At 45.2% G+C, this 18,930-nt stretch carries 12 protein-coding genes and 1 other RNA gene; 4 read left to right on the top strand and 9 right to left on the bottom strand.

Annotated features, from left to right (window positions below; all coding sequences use genetic code 11):
* Positions 1 to 270 precede the first annotated feature (270 nt).
* From AXE77_RS00805 to AXE77_RS00790, 4 genes are all read right to left on the bottom strand, one after another.
* Positions 271 to 1,455: an MFS transporter gene (locus AXE77_RS00805; RefSeq protein ID WP_116711681.1), complete on the bottom strand. Its 1,185-nt coding sequence runs from the start codon at positions 1,453 to 1,455 to the stop codon at positions 271 to 273.
* 94 nt (positions 1,456 to 1,549) lie between these two features.
* Positions 1,550 to 3,970, bottom strand: coding sequence for a DNA gyrase/topoisomerase IV subunit B (locus AXE77_RS00800; RefSeq protein WP_116711680.1), 2,421 nt, complete (start codon positions 3,968 to 3,970; stop codon positions 1,550 to 1,552).
* A gap of 124 nt (positions 3,971 to 4,094) precedes the next feature.
* Positions 4,095 to 5,546 carry an RNA polymerase sigma factor gene (locus tag AXE77_RS00795; protein WP_116711679.1) on the bottom strand — a complete coding sequence of 484 codons (1,452 nt, stop codon included), beginning with the start codon at positions 5,544 to 5,546 and terminating at the stop codon, positions 4,095 to 4,097.
* Positions 5,547 to 5,652: 106 nt separating this feature from the next.
* Positions 5,653 to 6,540, bottom strand: coding sequence for a hypothetical protein (locus AXE77_RS00790; RefSeq protein ID WP_116711678.1), 888 nt, complete (start codon positions 6,538 to 6,540; stop codon positions 5,653 to 5,655).
* A 197-nt stretch (positions 6,541 to 6,737) separates the two neighbouring features.
* On the opposite strand from AXE77_RS00790, the gene AXE77_RS00785 reads away from it, so the two are divergent.
* Entirely contained in the window at positions 6,738 to 7,844 is a 1,107-nt protein-coding gene (locus AXE77_RS00785) for a polyprenyl synthetase family protein (protein WP_116711677.1), read from the top strand.
* Between the two features lie 103 nt (positions 7,845 to 7,947).
* Positions 7,948 to 10,320 (top strand): protein kinase domain-containing protein, encoded by a 2,373-nt coding sequence (locus AXE77_RS00780; RefSeq protein WP_116711676.1) that lies wholly within the window; start codon positions 7,948 to 7,950, stop codon positions 10,318 to 10,320.
* Positions 10,321 to 10,417: 97 nt separating this feature from the next.
* Here the strand turns inward: AXE77_RS00780 and AXE77_RS00775 are convergent, their stop codons facing one another.
* Positions 10,418 to 11,125, bottom strand: coding sequence for a lysophospholipid acyltransferase family protein (locus tag AXE77_RS00775; protein ID WP_116712034.1), 708 nt, complete (start codon positions 11,123 to 11,125; stop codon positions 10,418 to 10,420).
* 84 nt (positions 11,126 to 11,209) lie between these two features.
* On the opposite strand from AXE77_RS00775, the gene AXE77_RS00770 reads away from it, so the two are divergent.
* A complete protein-coding gene (locus AXE77_RS00770) occupies positions 11,210 to 11,905 on the top strand; it encodes a hypothetical protein (protein ID WP_116711675.1) in 696 nt (231 codons plus the stop codon).
* A 207-nt stretch (positions 11,906 to 12,112) separates the two neighbouring features.
* Here the strand turns inward: AXE77_RS00770 and secA are convergent, their stop codons facing one another.
* The gene (secA, locus tag AXE77_RS00765) at positions 12,113 to 14,905 is read right to left on the bottom strand and encodes a preprotein translocase subunit SecA (protein WP_116711674.1); all 2,793 of its coding nucleotides are present in this window, start codon (positions 14,903 to 14,905) and stop codon (positions 12,113 to 12,115) included.
* A gap of 184 nt (positions 14,906 to 15,089) precedes the next feature.
* On the bottom strand, positions 15,090 to 15,761 hold the full coding sequence (gene hpf / locus AXE77_RS00760; RefSeq protein ID WP_116711673.1) for a ribosome hibernation-promoting factor, HPF/YfiA family: 672 nt from the start codon (positions 15,759 to 15,761) through the stop codon (positions 15,090 to 15,092).
* A 214-nt stretch (positions 15,762 to 15,975) separates the two neighbouring features.
* Between hpf and rnpB the strand changes: the two genes are divergently transcribed.
* An RNA gene (gene rnpB, locus AXE77_RS00755) (RNase P RNA component class A) lies at positions 15,976 to 16,349 on the top strand.
* A gap of 38 nt (positions 16,350 to 16,387) precedes the next feature.
* Here rnpB and AXE77_RS00750 read toward each other — a convergent pair.
* Both AXE77_RS00750 and recN read right to left on the bottom strand, forming a co-directional pair.
* Positions 16,388 to 17,071, bottom strand: a complete 684-nt coding sequence (locus tag AXE77_RS00750; RefSeq protein WP_116711672.1) for an HAD family hydrolase — start codon at positions 17,069 to 17,071, stop codon at positions 16,388 to 16,390.
* A complete protein-coding gene (gene recN, locus AXE77_RS00745) occupies positions 17,058 to 18,839 on the bottom strand; it encodes a DNA repair protein RecN (protein ID WP_116711671.1) in 1,782 nt (593 codons plus the stop codon). Before recN ends, AXE77_RS00750 begins: the two co-directional genes overlap by 14 nt.
* Positions 18,840 to 18,930 lie beyond the last annotated feature (91 nt).

The following is an 18,930-nucleotide window of genomic DNA, read 5'->3' as shown; positions in this document are numbered from 1 at the left end:
GAAACACCAGAAATAGTAGGAGTAGAAGCCTCAGCCGCATTCGCAGTCTGCGCCATGCAAAAAGCGCAAGCCGCAGTAGCAATACTCATCATCGTCGTCGACAAAACAAGCATAGTTCTCTTGTTCATTTTTCCCTCTTTTTAGCAAAAACACAACTCATTCAATAAAAACTTACGCACTCTGCTCTCGCAGCATCGCAAGCAGCGTACATCTATATTGTACAAATAACCTTATATCAATATGATAAATGTGATGTAGCTCACAAACAATCTATGCGCGACTTGCGCACACGCGAAGCAAACGTATGTGCATAAAAGTCATTAATGCCAACAGCACAAGCAGATACGCTGGCAGCAAAGCCATAGATATGTTCTGACCAAGCACACCAAAAATCGCAGGCGCGAGCATAGAACCAATGTACGCACTTGCCATTTGCATACCAACAATAGCCTGCGACTTATCAGCACCAAAATAATGCGGAGTTGAGTGAATAATACACGGATATACCGGAGCACAACCGAGACCAATAATCACAAAACCTATAACCAACGCAATGTGATTCGGCAAAGGCAACAACAGTACGGCGATACCAGCAAGAATTACACACTGGCCAATACGAATCATTGTTGCATCATTTAATCGCATAGTTAAAAATCCGCTTATAAAACGACCAACTGTAATGCCAACATAAAACAGGCTCGCCCAACTGGCCGCAACAACACGGTTTACTCCCCCATGTAACACCATGTAACTACTAGCCCACAATCCTGCGGTCTGTTCCAACGCGCAATAGCAAAAGAACATAATAAGAATGTTCAGCGCTCCAGGAATACGCAAAACTTCTGCATACGATAAAGTTTTGTAAGATTGCGGCGACGCCTGAATTTTTTCAGACGATTCTTTCGCTTTCTTCTTTCCCCACAATGGCAAACTTGCGAATAAAACAAAAGTTAAAACAATTTGTATGACAGCAATATACTGGTAGCCCGCAGGCCAACGCTGACCGTGCGAAAGCGCAAAACCCATAACGTACGGACCAGTAGATGCGCCAATACCCCACATGCAGTGAAGCCAACTCATGTGCCAGCTTTCATAATGCACGGCAACATAATTATTCAATGCAGCATCAACGCCCCCAGCACCCAAACCGTATGGGATAGCCAGCATAATAAGTACAAGATAATTTGGCGCAAACGAAAAACCGAGCAATGCCAACGCCGTCAGCGCAACCGATACCAAAGTGACTTTTCCTGGACCAAACTTATGCGTAAGCCTATCGGATAGCAATGCAGAAATAATAGTCCCGGCGGAAATAACCATGGAAATGCCGCCAGCCCAAGAAATTTGCGCGCCAACATCGCGGCTCATAGTTGGCCAAGCAGATCCTAAAAGGGCATCAGGCAAGCCTAAGCTAATAAACGAGAGGTAAATAACTGCCAAAAGAAGGTTAATCATAAAATTCCCAACCTAGTTCTTCATACTTGTAATGCAAACGCCCCTTCAAAGCAACATATAAATATATATGAATATATATGAATATATAGCAGTATCAGGTGTCGATTTTGGAACGATCGAAATCGTCCGCGTTGTCAACAATGAACTGCTTGCGCGGAGGGACGTCATCGCCCATTAGCAAATCGAACACTTCGCTCGCCTGCTGAGCATCCTCCATGCGAATCCTACGAAGCATGCGCGTGCGAGGATCCATGGTGGTGTCCGCAAGCTGATCCGCGTCCATCTCACCCAAGCCCTTGTAACGCTGAATATCGCTGTTAAAATCAATGCCTTTAGCTTGCAAATCATCAAGTTTTCCAGCCAATTCGTCGTCGGAATAAGTATAAATATACTCGCCTTTGCGCCTTCCAGCTAAAGCAATCCTGTGAAGCGGCGGCACTGCAGCATAAACATGCCCGTGCTCAATAAGCGGACGCATATAACGGTAGAACAGCGTAAGTAGCAGGATACGAATGTGCGCGCCGTCAACATCAGCATCGGTCATCATAACGATTTTGTTGTAACGAGCCTGCGAAATATCAAAACTTGCTCCTGATCCTGCTCCCACAACTTGAATAATTGCGGCACATTCCTTATTTGACAGCATTTGCGCAAGGCTTGCTTTTTGCACGTTCAAAATCTTGCCGCGAATAGGTAGAAGCGCTTGGAAAGCAGAATTACGAGCCGCTTTTGCGGTACCAAGCGCGGAATCGCCCTCAACGATAAACAGTTCAGCAATATCATCATTCCCAGGCTGACAGTCAGAAAGCTTTGGTGGCATTGAGGCAGATTCGAGTGCGTTTTTTCTACGCGTCACTTCTTTGGTTTTGCGCGCCTGAATACGAGCGTGCATTTCGGAAACGATTTTTTCTAGTACGCGTGCGGATTGCTCTTTAAAACCTCGCTTAGATCCGGTAATCATCTCACTGAACTGAGTATCGGTCATTTTCATAACAATAGGCTTTACTTGCGCGGTTCCAAGTACGTCTTTTGTTTGTCCTTGGAATTGTGGTTCGGCAATGCGTACTGTTACCACGGCTACAAGTCCTGCAAGAATGTCGTCGCGCTCGATTTTGTTATTAGCGTCCTTAAGATTCACTTTAAGTTTGCGCGCATTATCTTCTACAGCTTTGCGAATCTGCTTAGTAATTCCTTGCAAAAAGCCGTCGACGTGCATGCCTCCGCCTGGAGTTTCCACTACGTTTACAAAACTTATTACCTTGGAGTCATATCCGTTTACCCAGCGCAAAGCAATGTCCACTCCGCATTTGCGCGTTACCTGCTGAGCGTGTAATTCTCCTGAAGCGTCTACTGCTTGCGTTTCTTCAACGTACGTATCTTCTCCGGAAATCCGCCAAATATCAGAAACTGCTTGACCTTTAGACAGAAAATCAACGAAATCTTTAACGCCACCGTTATGCAAAAATTCAGCTACGCGAGGATGATGGTTGTTTTGCATTGTTTTGGCAGTTTCAGCGTTTGCAATAGATTGCGCTGCTGAAGATTCAAAATCTTCTTCAGTTTCTTCAGATTCTTCAGTTTCGCTAGTTTCTTCAGATTCTTCAGTAGTTTTTTCTATTTCACTAGTTTCATTAGTTTCACTAGTTTCGTCAATTTCAGCAATCTCATAAGATTTTCCAGATTCTTCAGATTCTTCAGCACTAATTTCAGCAACGTCAGCTTCGTTAGTATTAACTTCCGTAACAGCGTCTTCTGAGGAATCAATCTCCTCAATATCTGCCGTTTCTCCTTCTGGCACATGCTCATCAATAACCGTAATGCGTAAGCCAGGAACCAAAAAACTGGTCTGCCTTACTCTATCGATAAGTTGCTCATAACTAAAATGCGCAGTTGAGTTGAAAATTTCCGGATCCGCCCAATATCGTACGCGAGTTCCCGTAGTTTTTGGCGAAACAGTGCCAATAATTTCCAGCTCAGTCGGTTTATTTTTGCGAGTTCGCTTAAAAGGTGATGCAGGAGAAGGATGTGACGGATCTGCGTCGGTGTACACGCCAGGATGTCCTTGGTGGAAAGCCATATGATGCGTTTTACCATCGCGGTCAACTTCGACATCCAAACGCAAACTTAACGCATTAACTACTGAGGAACCAACACCATGCAAACCGCCGGCAGCATTATAAGAAGCGTTACCAAACTTTGCTCCAGCGTGAAGCTTAGTAAGCACAACTTCAACGCCAGTGAGCTTTGTTTTAGGTTCCACGTCTACTGGAATACCGCGACCATTATCCGCAACTTCAATGGATCCATCGTCGTGAAGAGTAACAGTAATGTGATCGCAAGCACCCGCTAAAGCCTCGTCAACAGCGTTATCAATAATCTCCCAGAGACAGTGCATCAAACCTTGGCTGTCGGTGGTACCAATGTACATGCCAGGACGCTTACGCACCGCATCTAAGCCTTCCAACACCGTCAAACTATCGGCATCATACTGCTCTTGCTCTTTACGAGAGACCACTTCTACCCCTCTACCCATTGCACGAACTTACAATCTCAACATACTAATACTAAGCAACAAGTGTCGTATTATCACCCTTACTTGCAGCAATAATACGACACTTGCTATATGACATGCTTTACAATCACTGATCTAAGAAGTCACGCAAAGTCTGTGATCTAGAAGGATGGCGCAGCTTAGACATAGTCTTCGACTCAATCTGACGAATACGCTCACGAGTCACGCCGTACACGCGACCAATATCGTCCAATGTCTTAGGCTGACCATCTTCCAAGCCGTAGCGCATCTTAATAACACCAGCCTCACGAGGTGCCAACGTTTCCAATACTTGCCTAAACTGCTCTTGCAAAAGTGAGAAGGCCACTGCATCAGACGGTGCAATTGCATCAGTGTCTTCAATCAAATCACCGAATTCAGAGTCGCCATCCTCACCCAAAGGCGTGTGCAAAGAAATCGGCTCACGACCATACTTTTGCACTTCCTGAACCTTTTCTACAGGCATATCAAGCTCGCGTGCAAGCTCATCCGGCGTAGGTTCGCGCCCAAGATCTTGCAGCATTTGACGCTGAACTCTGGAAAGCTTGTTAATAACTTCCACCATGTGCACTGGCACTCGAATCGTACGAGCCTGGTCAGCCATTGCACGCGTAATAGCTTGGCGAATCCACCATGTTGCGTAAGTGGAGAACTTAAAGCCCTTCTTCCAATCGAACTTTTCTACTGCTCGAATTAGACCAAGGTTACCTTCCTGAATTAAATCAAGGAAAAGCATGCCTCGACCTGTGTAGCGCTTAGCAAGCGAAACCACAAGTCGCAAGTTTGCTTCCAACAGATGATCTTTAGCTTTTTTGCCGTCAGCCGCAGCCCACTTAAGCTCGCGCTTACGCTTAAACTCCATTTGATCAATCTGAGTATCTAACAAATGCTGAGCATATAAGCCAGCCTCAATTCGCTCCGACAAATCCACTTCTTGTTCGGCGTTAAGAAGGCTCACACGACCAATCTGCTTCAAATAATCCTTCACAGGATCCGCCGTAGCGCCGGTTGCAATAACGCGTCGCTTTGGATTGCCAGAAGGCGTGAGATTATCGTCGTCATCATCATCTCGAACAATGAAGGCACCTTTAGCTTGTGGTACTTGCGGAACATCAAGCTTGTGCTCATCGTGATCCTCAGCATCATCAATATCATCTGGTTCTTCGTCGAGATCGTCATCAGACACGTCTTCGTCAGTAAGATCATCAACGCCATCGATATCTTCAGGCTGAATGTCATCTAAATCATCAAGATTAATTTGATCTTCATCGTCAAGATGCGGTTCGTCATCTAGCTCGTCATCGAAGGAAGAATGTGAATCTTCTAATTCGTCACTCTCTATAAGCTCGTTTTGCAACGCATCTTGAGTATCAGTCTGATTTTCTTCCGCACGCTTTGCGCGAGAAGAGCGAGATTTGCTGGCAGATGACGAAGTGCGTGCACTACTTTTGCGCGTAGCACTAGCCTTACGCGTTGTTGCAGGTTTACTATTTTCTTGCGCTTCATACTCATCAGCTGTTGATTCAACTTCGCTCGCCAAACTGTTCCTCCTGTAGTATTCCCTCGCAGTGCTTTCTGGACATAGTTCAAGCAAGGGCAAGTTTTACCATAAGTAGTAAACCATCTTAGCAAGACGATTATTCCCCTCACTCTTCTTGCGGCGTGGCGTGACTATCAAGCCATGCTGGTTCAATACCGTGTTCGATAGCTGAATTTACAATTTTCGCCATCGAACAGTCAGGATCAATCTGTAAAGCGCGATTAGCGTAGTGAGCTACGTCGCTAAGTCTAAACCACCAACTGATATACGCAATTAGTGCATATACTTGCACTGTCAATTCAGGAATCTCTTGCACAATAATTGCCATTGCTTCCAATAATTTTCGTGCTTTAACAGCCCGACTAATTTTAGGCGTTTCATTCTGAGCAAATTTAGCTTCCAAAAAATGGCGCAAGTTCAACGACATTTCTGGCACATGCGGCAACCAAGCGAGATCAGAGAGCATTTCACCTCCGTACCACTCATCATTTTCGTCCAAAATAGCAACCAGTATTGCATCGCGAACGTTAATGTTGTGGAACATAGCTAGAGGAATCATGATGAAATCAGAACCTGCTAAGTCCGTGTCGTTAGAAGCCATACTAAACCAACGGTTCACTGCACGATAGGTAAAGCGTTGCACAGTGTACTGTTTACCGTATTGTGCCACTCCTTCAATAAATCCCTTGGCAGCAATACTGACCCAATACTGCAAACCTTGAATCCAAGCAGACTCATCCTTACAATGTTTCACAACATAGTTAGTTGGAATAGACATAAAATAGCAACATTCTTTTGACGGATATATTTTCCCGTTAATATCCGCAATTTCTCTTCCAGCCAAGGATTCAACATCTTCAATCCCTACGATACTGTCGAAATCGCCAGCAGTAGTGGCACTTGGACCATAAATTTCTGTAAGACTGTGAATATCAAAGTCGTCAATGCAGCTATGAACAGCCTTTTTATCTAGTTCAATATCAACCGTGGCCATATCTACCTCTCCTTAATGTGTGCAATAAATGTACGGCATATAATGTGTCAAGATTCACAAAGCGGAACTTGATAATCCAAGTCTCTCAAGTGCGCGACTAATCCTCAACGAATAGCGACCTTTGGAGTGCAAAGTTATCTCACCCCTAGAAAATATTGTGTTTTATAATGTTCAGCCCTGTGGATAACTTTCATAGTATGAGCACATTAACGGATTATCATTGCACGCTTAACGATATTGAATCGCGTATTCGTACGCTGATTTTGCAACAATTTTCTACAACAGCAGCAAGCAATCTTTCCTCAACGTGTGCAACGACATTACAGAAAGTAGTTGAGCAAGCAATTATGTCAAGCGAAGGCGGCAAACGACTTCGAGCTTTGCTTCTTCTTTCAACATTCCAAGCAGTAAGCGGTGACGCTGACACAAACGAGATTCAACAGCAAGCAATATTTGACGTTGCTTGCGCTTTAGAAGTTTTCCAAACTGCTGCCCTTATTCACGACGACATTATTGACGAATCCGCATTGCGACGCGGCAAACCGAGCGCGTATTGTGCACTAAGCAGTGCATACAACGATCAGCATATCGGCACAGGACTCGGGCTTATGCTCGGCGATTTACTTGCTACAGCAAGTTTTGTTATTACAAACGCAGCTTCGCAACACTTTGTTTATAGCAAAGAAATTTTAGAAGCTTTTGCAGATATGCAAAAAAACGTTGGTGTCGGCCAAGTATTGGATTTGTCTATTGAAATGATGCAATTAGATAATCCTAAGCAACTTGCTGAATCGTCACTTAACGTATTTCGTTGGAAAACAGCAAGCTACACTACTGTCGCCCCTCTTACTCTTGGTTTTCTCGCTGGTCATATCCCCCCTCAAGAAGCATACGAACTCGCGCAACGCATAGGCGATCCATTAGGAATAGCATTCCAAATTGCCGACGATTTAATCGATATTGTTTCTGACAGTAAGCACACAGGGAAACCTATCGGCGGAGATATTCGCGAAGGTAAACGCGCAGTACTTCTCGCCGACGCACTGCAATACGGAAGTGCAACTGAACAAAGTGTGCTACGCAAAGCCTATACAGGCGCTTCCAGAAGCGACGATGACGTAAAACAAATCATCCAAATTTACTATACTTCAGGCGCAATTGACCGCTCAAAACAAAGAATAATGGAGCTTTGGAACCAATCGCAGCAGGCTATTGAAACAAGCAAACTTAGCGATAATGCAAAAACTATATTGCATACTGTAAGCGAACGTTTCATACCAGAAGCATGGCGCAATGTACAATAGTGCTAGAGTAACACTGTAAAGGAACCTTCGTTACCATGCTGACGGTACAATCGTAAACAATAAGCAGTAATATGAGGTTTTTACGCGTGTAAGGATTGTGACAATGACTGAAGCAACGCAGGTACAACCTGGCATGTGCATTGAAAATCGCTATCGCATTGTGCGTAAAATCGCTGAAGGTGGTATGGCTACCGTCTACCAAGCGCAAGATGAGCGTTTAAGTCGACCAGTAGCAATCAAAATAATGCACACTCAGCTTGCTCAAGGAGTGCATCGGCAACAGTTCATTGCAAGATTCCGCAGGGAAGCAACTTCTGCAGCAGCAATCGCAAACCCACATATTGTGCAAGTGTACGACACCGGCGAATATGACGGTCTCGACTACCTCGTTATGGAGTACGTACACGGCGTAAATTTGCGCTACGAAATGAATATGCAAGGTACTTTCAGCGTAAAAGACACGCTTCGTCTACTCGCTGAAACCTTAGACGGTCTTGCTTCAGCGCACCAAGCAGGGGTTGTGCACCGCGATATTAAGCCTGAAAATATTTTAATTAACAGCCGCGGGCATGTGCAAATCACTGATTTTGGTTTAGCTCGTGCTATCTCGCAAGCAACACTGTCTTCTACCGGTCTACTCCTTGGAACAGCTGCTTATCTTGCTCCTGAACTTATTGAGCACAATCTTGCAACTCCACAAGGCGACTTATATTCTGCAGGAATGATGGCTTGGGAAATGCTAGCTGGACGCGTGCCATTCACTGCTGATAACCCAGTTACACTCGTGTTTAAGCATGTTCACGAAAATACGCCTTCTATTAGTACAGTATGTTCCGGTATCAGCGAAAAAGTTGCACATTTTATTGCAAAATTAACGGCACGAGATACGAACGAACGTCCAAAAGATGCTAGTGAAGCTCTAGCACAGTTGCGTAGTCTTTCCACTCAATTAAGCGCTGAAGATTGGCAATATAAGTATGTGGAGCCTCAGGGGCCTGAAGATGCAGATTTTGTTGAATCAGGCTCCCCACTTAACAAACTGTATACAACTCCAGCAGATAATCTTTCTCCCCTCAATGAGGGTGACGGCTTGTTGCAAAAAACAGCGCAGCAAGAAACAGCAACTGACGACTTAGACGCTACTCGCGCAATCGCTATGCCGGATACTCACGCTGCACGCAATCAGGATGGTGCTTATGCTGCTGACACTCCGGAAATTGCGCAACCATTCGCAAACACTCCTACCATCGCTACTGATACCAAAATCACAGCTCCTTCCCCACAAGATGCGGATTCATACTCTACTAAACTGATGGCTTGGGATGATCCGAGCAACGAAGCATATAATCCTCACAACAATCCTTTAGAAGCTTTTGATGACAGCAATCTTCCCACCGTTGCGTTGGATGCTCGCAATCTTAACCAAAATAAGAAAACTGCTCCGGCTACGATTTCTCCAGAAGCATCACCTCATACTCGTGAATCGTCGTCTCGCAAAGGTGCTCGCAATAAATTATTTATTATTACTGGAAGTATTACTGTTGCAGCCCTTGCGGTAATTGGCATTGGCGGCTATTGGTATTTCTTTGGTCCGGGAAGCTACTGGTCACTTCCTAAGCCGGAAGATCTTCACTGCATAAATCAGTCGTGCAAAGTAACCGATGTTGACTGGCAGCGTTATGAAAGCACGCTGAAAGTGGCCGGTATTCCATACACTGTAAGCAAGGATTATAGCGATACCGTTACTGCAGGAAAAGTGTTAGCTACCGAACCTGACGTAGTAGGCGGTCATATTAGCAAGCATAATAACGGGCGACTCCGAGTTATACTTTCGCTTGGCATTCGTAAAGCTACTATTCCTGAGGATATTACTAACCCACACAGTGCTCACGGAAAGAAGCCGTTGCAGGCGCTGCGTAAGGCAGGATTTAATCATATTATTCACCGCTCATCTTTGGACGTGTATTCTATTGACGTACCAGCCGGCAGTGTTATCGATATTAGTCCTAAACCTGGCACGCGCATGAATTATAACAGCGAAGTAAGTGTGCTGCTTTCTAAAGGCCCTATGCCGGTAAAAATGCCAGATATTATTAATCACACTAAGGATGAAGCAGACGCGGCGTTAAACGATGCTAAATTAAACGTCACCTACGAAGAAGAAAATAGTGACACCGTACCAAAAGGTAAAATTATAAGCGCTTCTGTTGAAACTGGATCAGCAATGCACTGGGGCGACAGCGTTAAAGTTACGGTTTCACGAGGGCCTAAAACCGTTATTTTGCCTAATGTTTGTGGCAAGAATACTACTGAAGCCCGTAGCGTTATCGAAGCGTTAGGACTACAAGTAAAAGTTTCCGCTCCTCTTGGCGACTACATGCACGTTGTGCGATTCCAGTCACCTGGAGCGGGTAATGAAGTCCCACTTAAGGATGCGCAAGGCCGCCCAACAGTAATTACACTCACTGTAATTTGATTTAGCACATTAGCAAGCGGCCTAAACGATAAGCGCAGCCTCACGGTAACGAACGGGCTCGGCAGCTACTACAAATACACTACTTGTACGGAATACGCTACTTGGCGCTTTCTTGCGCTGCCCGCAATTCTCGCATGCGTTGCTTCACTGTTTGCGCATACTCATCAACGTATTCTTGTCCGCTCATGCGAGCAATAGCTTGAGTTACTTGGTCAGTGATTTCGCGTAATCGTTCATGCGTAATCTCTTCGGGATTATTGACGCGCTCTACAGCAATTGGCTTACCATATATTGCCTTTGTTTTGCCCTTCATTGGGACAATCGTACCTTGAGGTTGCAGTTCACGCGTACCAATAATAGCAACAGGCACAATCGGGCATCCTGTTTCTAACGCAAGACGAGCTGCACCAGTGTGACCACGATACAAACGACCGTCAGGGCTTCTCGTGCCTTCGATATGAATACCAAAAAGTTGCCCTTTTTCCAAAATTTCTTTTGCGTGATTCAACGCTCCCAAGGACTTAGAGCCACCAGAACGGTCAACAGGAAACACTCCAACGGAAGTAAACCACCACTTTTTGAAACGTCCCTTTAATCCTTTGCCTTCAAAATATTCGGCTTTGCCCATGAAATGAATCATGCGAGGACAAGTTAAAGGCAGCAAAGCATCATCGATAACAGCAAGATGATTTGCAGCAATAATTGCACCACCATTCTTCGGAATATTCTCAACACCTTGAGCTGACGGATGAATCCTCATACGGGCTATACCCCCAAGCCCTTTCACGAAGAACCAGTACAACATATCGTATCCTTTCTTCATCTGCATCCGTACTGCTGCACTGCGCAAAACGCGTGGGAATCAGGCTGACTTGATACAGTATAAATCATGACATCTTCTAAGAATACCAATGACCCTCGCCGTGAGGATACTGAGCGCAACAATTCTGCTGACGACAATATTCCTGCTGACAACAGTTCCGCTAATATGTACAAAGATTGGTCGTCTTTTGTAGAAGAGCACGCAGACGATTTGAATGAAGTTGCGCGTTCAAAAAGTGCGCAAAGCTTTGAGAAGCATGCGCAGCGAAAAGCAAAAAAGTTAGAGCATAGTATTCGCTTGAACGAGATTGCAAAATCTTCTGCAGATAAAACAGATACGAATAAGACAAATAAAACAAATAAGTTTTCTCTTAGCAACTTAAGTAGTAAAAAATCTTATATTATTCCTCAAAGAATGCAGGATCCGCACGTGCGTTTTACTAATCCTGGCGGGCCTCGCGACAATACGCGTAGCAGTTGGCTTGATTTGGACAAAACAATGGAAGATTATGGCGACGATTTCGTACCGCCAAATCCACAATTTGAGAACATTTCGTGGGTAACAGTTGTTTTGTGGGTGTTATTAATTGCTGGTATTGCAGGCATCCTTTCTTTGGCTTTCTTACCTGGATTTGCAAGCACTATAGGTATCGCTAGTGCTATTTTCGTTCTTGTCGGAGGCGCAGGATTGCTGCTTACTCACAAAAAACATTCTCCTTCCAAAGAGGATTATAATGATTACGGTGAAGGCGCAAGAGTATAGAAGTTGCTTTTCGCTAATATTTCACAGAAATAATTGGTAATGCAGGTAACAAGCGTAAATAATTTGATAACTATTTAGTAATTATTTAGCAACTATTTAACAAAAGGGCTGATATGCGCAAAACATACCAGCCCTTTACTATATAAAAAATTGCGTGATCCTGGAGAAGAGAAGGACCACGCAAAATCTTATTTACTGTTTTTACTTTTACTCAGCTTCGTTGCCAGCTTCATTCTGACCGTGGCAAAGCTTGTACTTGCGACCAGAACCGCATGGGCACTCATCATTCTTGTTGGTGCCTGGGAACGTACGGCCGTCAGCCCACGGAGTCTTCCACTCTTCGGCCTTTGGACGCATGCTCAATGGAACTTCACTCTCAGCATGGCTCAAAGGAGCTGGACCAACGATTCCGCTTGGCTGATCTTCTGTATCAACCTCGGCAGAAACCTGAGCAATATCAGCGTCAACCTCAGCGTCAGAATTATCATCCGTAGAAGCAACCTGATCAATATCAATATGGAACAGCAGCTGGATGCTTTCTTCCTTGATCGCCTCAATCATGGAATTGTACATCTGGTAGCCTTCGCGCTGATACTCAACCAAAGGATCACGCTGACCCATACCGCGCAGACCAATGCCATCCTTCAAGTAATCCATCTCGTAGAGATGTTCACGCCACTTGCGATCGAGCACAGCCAAGACGACACGACGCTCGAGCTGACGCAACGCATCACTACCGATACGAGACTCAAAGAGAACATAGAAAACAGTGGCACTTTCGACAATCAAATCACGCAAAGCAACAACGGCTTTGTCTCCCTTGAGCTTGTCAATCGTCTCATGAACTTCATCCCAATCAAGAATTACAGGCATAACAGCATCAAGAGCCTTAGACAATCCCTGCAAATCCCAATTCTTTGGCTTATCAGAGCCGTTCATAGCGCCACGCACGTAACTTTCTGCAGTGTCTCTAATGAACTTCAAAATATCATCGTGAATATCTTCACCCTTAAGCACCATCTGACGTTCAGCATAAATAACAGTACGCTGCTTATTCATAACATCGTCATACTTCAAAACGTTCTTACGCATCTCAAAGTTACGAGCTTCAACAGTTTTCTGAGCAGTACGCACGCCATTAGAAACATACTTAGATTCGATTGGCTCGCCTTCCGGCAAGCCCTTCGCCATAACACGCGCAACAAGCTGCGTGTTAAACAGACGCATCAAATCATCTTCCAAGCTCAAGTAGAAGCGCGACTCGCCAGGATCACCCTGACGGCCAGAACGACCACGCAACTGATTATCAATACGGCGAGATTCGTGACGTTCAGTACCGAGCACATACAAGCCACCAAGCTTCTTAACTTCTTCATGCTCGTCCTTAACCTGCTCCTTAACCTCAGCTAAGGTGCCTGGCCAACGCTTCTCGTACTCGTCAGGAGTATCGTCTGGAGAATAGCCTTCAGCCTTCAACTTAGCATCTGCAAGGAACTCAACATTACCGCCGAGCATAATATCAGTACCACGGCCTGCCATGTTAGTAGCAACAGTGACAGCACCCTTACGGCCTGCAACAGCAACAACGGCAGCTTCCTTAGCATTCTGCTTAGCATTCAACACCTGGTGAGGAATACGAGCGACGTCGAGCAGAGAGGAAAGAATCTCCGAAGATTCGACAGAAGCCGTACCAAGCAATACTGGCTGACCCTTAGCATGGCGTGCAGCAACATCGCGCACAATAGCAGTAAGCTTTTCTTTCTTCGTGCGGAAGATCAAATCATCCTTATCCATACGAATAACAGGACGGTTTGAAGGAATTGGAAGCACGCCTAACTTGTAGGTGCCCATGAACTCTGCAGCTTCAGTTTCAGCAGTACCAGTCATGCCAGCAAGCTTGTCGTACATACGGAAGTAATTCTGAAGAGTAATCGTTGCGAAAGTCTGATTTTCTGCCTTAACTTCCACATTCTCTTTAGCTTCTATTGCCTGATGCAAACCTTCGCTGTAACGACGTCCTGGAAGCACACGACCAGTGTGCTCGTCAACGATTAACACCTCGCCGTTAGTAACAACATAGTCACGATCGAGAAGGAAGAGTTCCTTAGCTTTCAAAGCATTGTTCAAATAACCAATAAGTGCCGTATTCGTAGGCTCATAGAGATTATCGATGCCCAAGTAATCTTCAATCTTAGCGATACCAGCGTCGAGAATACCAGCAGTTTTCTTCTTTTCGTCAATCTCGTAATCAACATCACGAGTAAGTTTCAATACGAGCTTGGCAAACTCACGATACCAACGAGTGACGTCTCCCTCAGCTGGACCAGAAATAATAAGCGGCGTACGAGCCTCATCGATGAGAATGGAATCAACCTCATCGACAATAGCGTAATGGTGTCCGCGCTGAACAAGATCAGCCTTTTCCCAAGCCATATTATCGCGCAAATAGTCAAAGCCAAATTCGTTATTAGTACCGTACGTGATGTCCGCATTGTACTGCTTACGACGCTCCGGAGGCTGCTGATCAGTAATAATGCAGCCAACGCTCATGCCGAGGAATCGGTAAATACGTCCCATCAATTCACTCTGATAACTTGCAAGGTAATCGTTCACAGTAACAACGTGTACGCCCTTACCTTCCAAAGCATTCAAGTAGCTTGGCAATGTTGCAACAAGTGTCTTACCTTCACCAGTTTTCATTTCTGCGATATTGCCCCAATGCAATGCCGCGCCACCCATAAGCTGCACGTCGAAGTGGCGTTGGCCAAGCGTACGCTTTGAAACTTCACGAACTGTAGCAAAGGCTTCAGGCATTAAATCATCAAGTTTCGCACCATTGTCTAACTTCTGCTTGAACTTAGCTGTTTGGCCTTTCAGCTCTTCATCGGAAAGCGCAGAAATTTCATCTTCTAACGCATTCACAGCCTTGGCTACGTTCTCAAGGCGCTTCAATTGACGGCCTTCACCCATACGCAAGGCTTTATCGACGATATCTACCACGTTTTGCTCCCTTAGGTCATGTCTATGAAGACGGCCTAGCCAACATAGACGTAAACTGTGCCTATATTACGCGACGGCTGCGATTTTTGTAAGCTAGCGAGTCTGAAAACCCGTAAAAAATGCCCGTCCAACACTGTGTCAGACGGGCATATCCACTCGCACAAGCGATTTATCTAGGCTTTATTTACTTTTGTCGAGCAACATTCTCAGGCGTATCAATCTCAAATACGCCGTAGCTCCAGCCGTGCCTACGATAGACAACCGATGGTCGCATAGTCTCCTTGTTAACGAACAGGAAGAAATCGTGACCAATAAGTTCCATTTCGTACAAAGCCTCGTCAATGCTCATAGGCTCCGCAATATGAAGCTTACGACGAATCACAATAGGAGTGCTTCCAACGCTCACTTCTACAGACTCACCAGGGCCTAAATCAGAAGCAACAGCAGCATCAGCACTATTCAATTCGTCTTCTTGAGGCTCCTCAACAGTAGTTTCAACTTCAGGCACTGCAACACCCATATCCACAGGAACCATATCCGTGTAGCCACGACGGTGATCCTTACGACGGTCACGGGTACGACGCAAACGAAGCGTCAACTTATCGAGCGCCATATCTAAAGCGCTAAATTGATCAGTGCTCGAAGCTTCAGCACGAATCACTGTGCTGCCTGCAACAACAGTAATTTCAACTCGCTTTGCAGTGTCAGCCTGCCGCGGATTACCTTCAGAATTAAGCACAATCTGTACACGCTGCGCATCAGGCGCAATGGCGGTCACACGATTCATCTTACTTTCTACAACGTCACGGAACCTTTGATTAATTTGCGTATGACGACCAGTAATGACGATTTCCATGCGAAACCTCCCCGAATAGATTCGAACCTTAAGTTCGATTTGTATACACACCGACTGCCACGATGCCGTCGGTTCTTCTATTATATCCGTTTAATCAATAAGAACCTAGGCAAGTTGCAAAATTTAGAGAAAAAATTCGGAAATTTTGTAATATTTTCCGCAAAATAACTAACTTTTTTACGTAACGAAAAGTATCTGCTATAATTAGGAAGGTTGAGGTTTCACGATGGCCGCGGTCACAATGTTCATTCGGAGTGACTGAGGAACTTCCGGGCTCCACAGAGCACAATGGCGGATAACGTCCGCCCAGGGCGACCTGAGAGATAGCGCAGCAGAGAACAGACCGCCTAAATGTTTCGTTTAGGTAAGGGTGAAACGGCGGTGTAAGAGACCACCGGGCTTCTGGTAACAGTAAGCCGCATGGCAAGCCTCATTGGGAGCAAGGTCAAGCAGAAGACGTTTAAGGGCTGCTCGCCCAAGTCTTCGGGTAGACTGCTAGAGTTTGGCGGCAACGTCAAATCGAGATGGATGGCCATCCGTGTGCACTTGTGCGCACGACAAAACCCGGGGTATGTGAAACCTCATCAACTCAACCTCTCAAGAACAAATAATAAGCAGCCAATACATTACTTCGCTGTCGAAGTAGCAATCTTTGGCGCGTCTGCGAAATCTGAAAACACCGCAACGCATTTACTAAACGGAGAATCCGCAGCAATTTCAGCGTGAATATCATCCACCACTCCATACGTTTGCATTCCCGCTAACTGAGCTGAACGTAAAGCGGTAGGCGAATCCTCAAATACTGCGCAATCTTCAGGATTAATTTTAAGATTATTTGCGATGTCGAGATAAGTTTTAGGACTATTCTTTCCAGCTTCGGATAAATCTTCCCCAAATTGAAGAAAATCAAAGCAATCTAATAAACCAAATCTTTCTAAAGCAGGCACACATAAACGTTTAGAAAGAGTAGTAATCAGAAGCAACGTTATTTTTTTAGAACGCAAGTATTGAACGTAATCGTACGCTCCCTTTAGAAGAGGAAGATGATTAGCATACTCGTCAAACGCCATATCTGACCATTCTTGCATCAAATCTTCCGGAGAATCCGTAAAACAATAATTTTTAATAACATAATCCGCAATTTGGCGAGGATTCATCATCGCTGTAGTATCGGCGAAAATATCTGGGACGTTCATACCCCGCTTAGCAAAACTACGCTTGTCAATATCATCCCAAACTCCAAGCGAATCAATAAGAGTTCCGTCAAAATCAAAAATTGCTGCACGAATCATAGAACTATTTTTCAACATTATCGACCATTTTCCTGCTTGTTGCCAACAATTCGCGAGCATGCTTCAGTGAAGTTTGCGATTCACTACCAGCAAGCATACGAGCAATCTCCTGCTCACGCGCCACACCTTCAAGTTTTGTAACCGTAGTGTCAGCATATTGCGACTGAGCATCGTCAGAAGATGCCGTTACAGTTTTTTGCACAGCAAACTGAGCATTAGCAAAAGAAGCAACCTGAGCCAAATGTGTTACTACAATAACTTGAGCGTGTTGAGCAAGTTGAGCCAAACGTTTGCCAAGTTCTACAGCAGCTACACCGCCGACACCAGCATCAACTTCATCAAAAATAAACGTCATCATCGATTCGTCATTGCCGCTGAGTTGAGCAACAACAAGCTCCATGGCAAGCATAAGTCGGCTCAATTCACCTCCGGAAGCGCTCTTCCCTATTGGCAAATCGTCGGATGCAGGAAAAGGTCGGAACAAAAACTCAACATCATCGATTCCGTGAGAATCAAGCACATCCGAATCCTGCGCATCTTCGTTTCGAGGATTTACGCGTACGTTGAGCTGCGCTCCAGACATAGCCAAGGATTTTAACTCCGCCGTCACTTCACTGCTAAGCTTTTCAGCTGCTTGCGCACGCGTTTTAGATAATTCCTTAGCAAGGGTGAGAGCCTCACGATAGTGCTTGTTGCAAGCGGCGCGAGCACGTTCTATAGCTTCTGGAGAATCGTCCAAATCCTCAAGCTCAAACTGCGCTTTTTCAGCCCAGTCTAAAACGTCATCAAGTGTAGGACCCCAGCGGCGAGTGAGTTCAGTAAGATCATGAATACGCGAATTTAACGCGTCTAAATCCTCATCACTGCCGTCGACGTCTAACATGCGAGCAAGCTGCATAACAATATCGCTAAGCTGAGCGTGCACATCGTCGAGCTGATGAGCGAGAGTATCACAGTCGTCATCAACATGTAGTGTCCGTAGCGCTTGTGCAGCCTTGTCTATAAGCATGCAAGCATCAGCAGATTCAACTGAGGACTCGTAGTCAATTTGGCTGGCGTCAAGAGCGGCAAGTGCCGTACTCACTGCGCGAATAATATGTGCCGCATTTTCTATACGATTTCGTTTCGTTTTCAGCGTCTCGTCTTCGTTAGGCTGCGGATCTACTGAGCGGATGCGAGTTATTGATTCTTGAAGATAATCCGCACGTTGGCGGGAAGACGCAGCCTGATTTTCAAGACGGTCAAGAGTATGTTGAGCATCCTTCCAATTTTTATAAGCCTGATCGTATTCGTAACGTAGGTTGCTATTGCGCGCCACAGTATCGAGCAGTTCGCGCTGCTTTGCAGATGTTGCTATACGTAACTGGTCGCTTTGGCCGTGAATAGTTATAATATGCGAGCATACTGTTTCCAACAAAGTTTTTGGAGCTCCGTAACCAGAAAGCGTAGCTCTAGAGCGCCCTGACTGCGGAACTGTTCTAGCAACGTACATATCTTGCTTGCTGTCGTCATTTTCTGAAGTTTCTAGCTCAATTCCGGCTTCGCGTATGATATTCGCAACTTCACACGATTTTTCTACGCTAAATACGCCTTGAACCCACGCTTCTTGCGCTTTTGGCGACACTCGCGCGACTTCTGCTTTTGCGCCAGAAATAAGTTTAATTGCGCTTAAGAGCATGGATTTACCCGCGCCTGTTTCGCCAGTAATTGCAGTCATTGCTGCGCATGGCGTAATAAGTGCGTGAGAAATTGGACCGAGATTGCGTATTTCTAATTCTTCCAGCACGTTACACCTCTTTTGCTACTGCCTGTTCGTTGTCGTTACTTTTACTTGTTTCCTACTTGCTTATTTATACTTGCTTATTTATACGTATTTT

Origin of the sequence: Gardnerella massiliensis, from assembly GCF_003408845.1 — a bacterium.
In the GTDB taxonomy this organism is placed as follows: Bacteria; Actinomycetota; Actinomycetes; order Actinomycetales; family Bifidobacteriaceae; genus Bifidobacterium; species Bifidobacterium vaginale_H.
Note: the sequence above shows the minus strand (reverse complement) of the source record. Positions and strands in the feature narration are given on the sequence as shown.

What these genes read in the sequence shown, in the direction of transcription:
- AXE77_RS00805 (WP_116711681.1), bottom strand. Translation starts at nt 1,455, where the DNA reads ATGATTAACCTTCTTTTGGCAGTTATTTACCTCTCGTTTATTAGCTTA.
- AXE77_RS00790 (WP_116711678.1), bottom strand. Translation starts at nt 6,540, where the DNA reads ATGGCCACGGTTGATATTGAACTAGATAAAAAGGCTGTTCATAGCTGC.
- AXE77_RS00785 (WP_116711677.1), top strand. Translation starts at nt 6,738, where the DNA reads ATGAGCACATTAACGGATTATCATTGCACGCTTAACGATATTGAATCG.
- AXE77_RS00780 (WP_116711676.1), top strand. Translation starts at nt 7,948, where the DNA reads ATGACTGAAGCAACGCAGGTACAACCTGGCATGTGCATTGAAAATCGC.
- AXE77_RS00775 (WP_116712034.1), bottom strand. Translation starts at nt 11,125, where the DNA reads ATGTTGTACTGGTTCTTCGTGAAAGGGCTTGGGGGTATAGCCCGTATG.
- AXE77_RS00770 (WP_116711675.1), top strand. Translation starts at nt 11,210, where the DNA reads ATGACATCTTCTAAGAATACCAATGACCCTCGCCGTGAGGATACTGAG.
- hpf (WP_116711673.1), bottom strand. Translation starts at nt 15,761, where the DNA reads ATGGAAATCGTCATTACTGGTCGTCATACGCAAATTAATCAAAGGTTC.
- AXE77_RS00750 (WP_116711672.1), bottom strand. Translation starts at nt 17,071, where the DNA reads ATGTTGAAAAATAGTTCTATGATTCGTGCAGCAATTTTTGATTTTGAC.